This window comes from Legionella waltersii (assembly GCF_001468085.1).
GTDB classification, from domain to species: Bacteria; Pseudomonadota; Gammaproteobacteria; order Legionellales; family Legionellaceae; genus Legionella; species Legionella waltersii.
The window spans coordinates 1-3,706 of the sequence record NZ_LNZB01000025.1; the positions used below are offsets into that span (position 1 = coordinate 1).

The window sequence follows — 3,706 nt, forward strand, 5'->3', positions numbered from 1 at the left end:
CGAAGCGCCGGACCTACGCTTACTGACCATCAGAGAAGAGATTAGCCGAGGGACTATAAAATGAGTCGATACCTCAGCCCTTACGGTCACGGCACGGATTGATATTGAACCATTGAGGTGAATAGTTACAATTAACCGAAGAATACTCTGGGTGGTATCGAATTTTGTGCGATTTCGCTTAAATAGTAATCATCTTCTCCTTTGGGGAGAAGATGATTGTTCCTATTTTACCACGCTGGAATCGCATCATCACCAAAAAGCTCTTTTGCTTTTTGTTTGACAGCGTCAGAGTTAAGTGATTTTACAAATAAATCAAGTTGTGGTCTTTTCTTTGAGTCTTTGCGGATAACGATGATGTTTGCATAGGGAGAATCACTACCTTCCGTGAATAAAGCGTCTTTTGAAGGGCTTAATCCAGCGGGTAGGGCAAAGGTGGTATTGATTACTGCTGCATCAACGTCCTGCAAAACTCTTGGTAGTTGTGCGGCATCCAACTCTTTAAATTTAAGTTGTTTGGGATTGCTGGCAATATCTTGTATCCCACTATTAGTGGTGTTCTTTAAGGTAATAAGATGGGCTTTTTCAAGCAATATAAAGGCACGCATTTCATTGCTCGGATCATTGGGAACCGCAATAATGCCATTCTTAGGCAAATCACTGAGCGTTTTGTATTTTTTAGAGTAAATTCCCATCGGATAAACAAAGGTTCTGCCAATCGCTTGCAGGTTGTATCCATGAGTTAATATTGACGCTTTTAAATAGGGTAAGTGTTGAAACACGTTAGCATCCAGGCTGCCATCTTCAAGCGCTTCGTTTGGCAAATTGTAATCGTTAAATTCAACAATTTTAATTTTTAAACCATGCTCTTTTTCAGCGACTTCTTTTGCTGTCTCGATCAATTCGGTTTCTGGTCCTGCAATGGTGCCAACAGTTAATACATTAGGATCAGGTTTACTATTACAAGCAACTAGCCCAAGTATTAATAACAGATAACTTAATATTCGCATTGAACCTCCAATTTAGTTGTTTACAGAAGAACGCTTAGCTATAAAATCTCCAACAACTTGAACAAGTTGTACTAAAATAATCAAAACAATAACCGTAGACAACATGACTCCAGCGTTAAATCGTTGATACCCATAATTGATTGCGAGAGTTCCTAATCCACCTGCTCCTACTGCACCTGCCATTGCGGAGTAGTTAATCAAGGTAATGGCCGTAACAGTAATTGCATGAATAATTCCAGGCTTTGCCTCGGGTAAAATGATGTATTGAATGATTTGTCTTGTGCTAGCCCCCATTGAATACCCAGTTTCAATTAATCCCAAAGGCAACGCTTGAAGAGCATTATCAACAAGACGTGCAAAAAATGGGGTAGCTCCAATGGTTAGCGGTACTATCGCTGCATTGATTCCTATACTCGTACCCACTATAAGCCGTGTCAACGGAATGATAGCAACCAACAAGATGATAAAAGGGATTGAACGCAGTATGTTAATTAGGGCTGAAAGCAGTTTGTTGAGCGTAGGATTCGCTTTTATGCGAGTTGAAGAAAATAATAAAATGCCAAAAGGTAAACCTAGAATAATTGCAAAGAATGTACTAAAAAATACCATGTACAGTGTTTCACCTGTAGCATTCAGTAAATCATAAACCATCTGGTAGGACATAGCCTAAAACCTCCACCTTAATGTTTGCTTCCTGGCAGCGTGCAATAAATGCATCCAATAGCAAGGGATTTGCTTTTAATTCCACCACCAAAACTCCACAGGTTACTCCATCAAAGCGATCAATATTCGCTAAGAGAATATTAATGTCCATATGCATTTCTCTACTGGTCTGACTGATAAATGGAACCTTTGCTTCTTCTCCTTCGAAGAGTAATTTTACCAGTGGCTTTTCCGTGGCATAATTTGCTAGCCTGCTGGCTAAGCAAGTGGGTAATTCAGGGCTAAGTTGTTTAAAGATTAAGTGTTTTGCAACGCTGTTTTCATTATTAAATAGATTAGCAAGAGAGGAGCATTCAATAATTTTTCCATCTTCAATGACTGCTAAACGATTACAAATGCGCTTGATCACTTCCATCTCATGGGTGATTAGCACAATAGTAATTCCATACAAGGAATTTATTTTCTTGAGCAAAGCAAGAATAGACTCTGTAGTTTGAGGATCTAATGCTGAGGTTGCCTCATCGCACAAGAGAATTTTAGGTGAGCAACTTAGGGCTCTAGCAATGGCAACACGTTGCTTCTGGCCTCCACTTAACTGCGATGGGTACATGTCACGCTTTTCTTCGAGTTCAACGATCGGTAGCAATTCTTCAACTTTCTCTTTAATGAACTCCTCATTCATTCCTTGTATGCGCATAGGCAAAGCAACATTGTCGTAGACAGTTTTGGAGTTTAATAAATTGAAGTGTTGAAAAATCATGGCAATCTTGTGTCGAGCTTGTATTAATTTGTACCCACTGAGCTCGAGCATATTGTGTCCATCAACAATGACCTCACCTGAGTCAGGCATTTCAAGTAGGTTGATGCATCTCAAAAGAGTGGATTTGCCTGCGCCACTTTTGCCGATAATGCCAAATATTTCGCCTTCTTGAATGTATAAATTAATGTCCGAAAGAACAAGTTTGTCAGAAAAAGATTTAGATAACCCATTTAATTCAATCATCAGTATAACCTGAGTTAATTGCTTGTGGCGGGCTTTAAGTGGCAGAAATTAAGGTTACCGCTTTAGCCGTATTTTCAGAAAGTTTAACTTATAACTTATCTGAGCGTCCGCAAGCTGTGTTTCAAATCAACGCTAGCAAAGAGTATACACAATGGAGTGAGTTAATGAAAGCCTGTTTTGTACATTTAAATATTTGGTTAAGGATTGACAAAAATAGGGCTTCTTGGCAACCTTATGCCGGTTTTTATACAAGGAGTAGTAAAATGAAAAAGATGTTATACACCGCGTTAATGATTGGTTCATCTGTAGCCTATTCGCAAGAATTAACTACTTTTCAAGAGGTTGCAGATGCCGCATCACAGGGCAAGCGAATAACTTTTGTAGTTCATTTAAAGCAATGTACTTCGGAGATGCCAGTTCCTTCATCCATTGTTGCGGTTACTCCTAATGCAGTAATGGTCATTAATAACAACAGGGTGACTGCCTCTGACAGGCATTTTACTTTGGACAATCCTATGTCTCGCGGTACACCAACATTTGATTACACAAAGTTCAATTTGGATTCAGAAGGTGGGGTATCTATTAAAACGTCTGTTTTGAATGCTAATAACTACGAAAAATTGGGTAGTTACCAGTTCAATTGTGATTTGGGGAATGGTTTTAGGGTTTACGGATAAAAACATACAGGTTGTCATCATCCGCTCTCTTACCTACAGCACGGCTCGATGTTGAATAAAAAGGGGACGTAATAAAACGGGGACGGACCCCACCGGGGTCCGTCCCTGAGCGATCCACACGAATTTTAGTCATATATCCCATGTTCCAGTTGAGTATTTATCACCATCTGGAGCAAAATCTGCAAAGCCAGAATCAAATCAGAATTCGAGATTTCCATTTGTTTTTTTATTACCTCTCTCCCTAAATACACGATTGATAAAGAGGAGATAAATTTGGCGGAGTGAGCCTGAAAATCAGCAGCTTTGCCCTGATGAGTAATAAGGATGCCAGCAAGCCATGCTGCAAAAGTAGCAAT

The 3,706-nt window shown here is 39.6% G+C and carries 5 protein-coding genes; 1 reads left to right on the forward strand and 4 read right to left on the reverse strand.

The features are described from left to right. Positions 1-227 precede the first annotated feature (227 nt). From Lwal_RS05140 to Lwal_RS05150, 3 genes are read right to left on the reverse strand one after another with little or no spacing between them, the layout of a single operon-like run. Positions 228-1,007: a MetQ/NlpA family ABC transporter substrate-binding protein gene (locus Lwal_RS05140; RefSeq protein WP_058479850.1), complete on the reverse strand. Its 780-nt coding sequence runs from the start codon at positions 1,005-1,007 to the stop codon at positions 228-230. 12 nt (positions 1,008-1,019) lie between these two features. Next, positions 1,020-1,670, reverse strand: coding sequence for a methionine ABC transporter permease (locus tag Lwal_RS05145; RefSeq protein ID WP_058479851.1), 651 nt, complete (start codon positions 1,668-1,670; stop codon positions 1,020-1,022). Continuing rightward, positions 1,648-2,673: a methionine ABC transporter ATP-binding protein gene (locus tag Lwal_RS05150; protein ID WP_058479852.1), complete on the reverse strand. Its 1,026-nt coding sequence runs from the start codon at positions 2,671-2,673 to the stop codon at positions 1,648-1,650. Before Lwal_RS05150 ends, Lwal_RS05145 begins: the two co-directional genes overlap by 23 nt. Positions 2,674-2,711: 38 nt before the next feature. On the opposite strand from Lwal_RS05150, the gene Lwal_RS17880 reads away from it, so the two are divergent. Further along, complete coding sequence (locus Lwal_RS17880; protein WP_231950950.1) at positions 2,712-3,350, forward strand: VirK family protein; 639 nt, start codon at positions 2,712-2,714, stop codon at positions 3,348-3,350. 125 nt (positions 3,351-3,475) lie between these two features. Here Lwal_RS17880 and Lwal_RS17505 read toward each other — a convergent pair. Then, positions 3,476-3,706: hypothetical protein (locus Lwal_RS17505; protein WP_058479853.1), on the reverse strand; the 231-nt coding region annotated here is incomplete at its 5' end.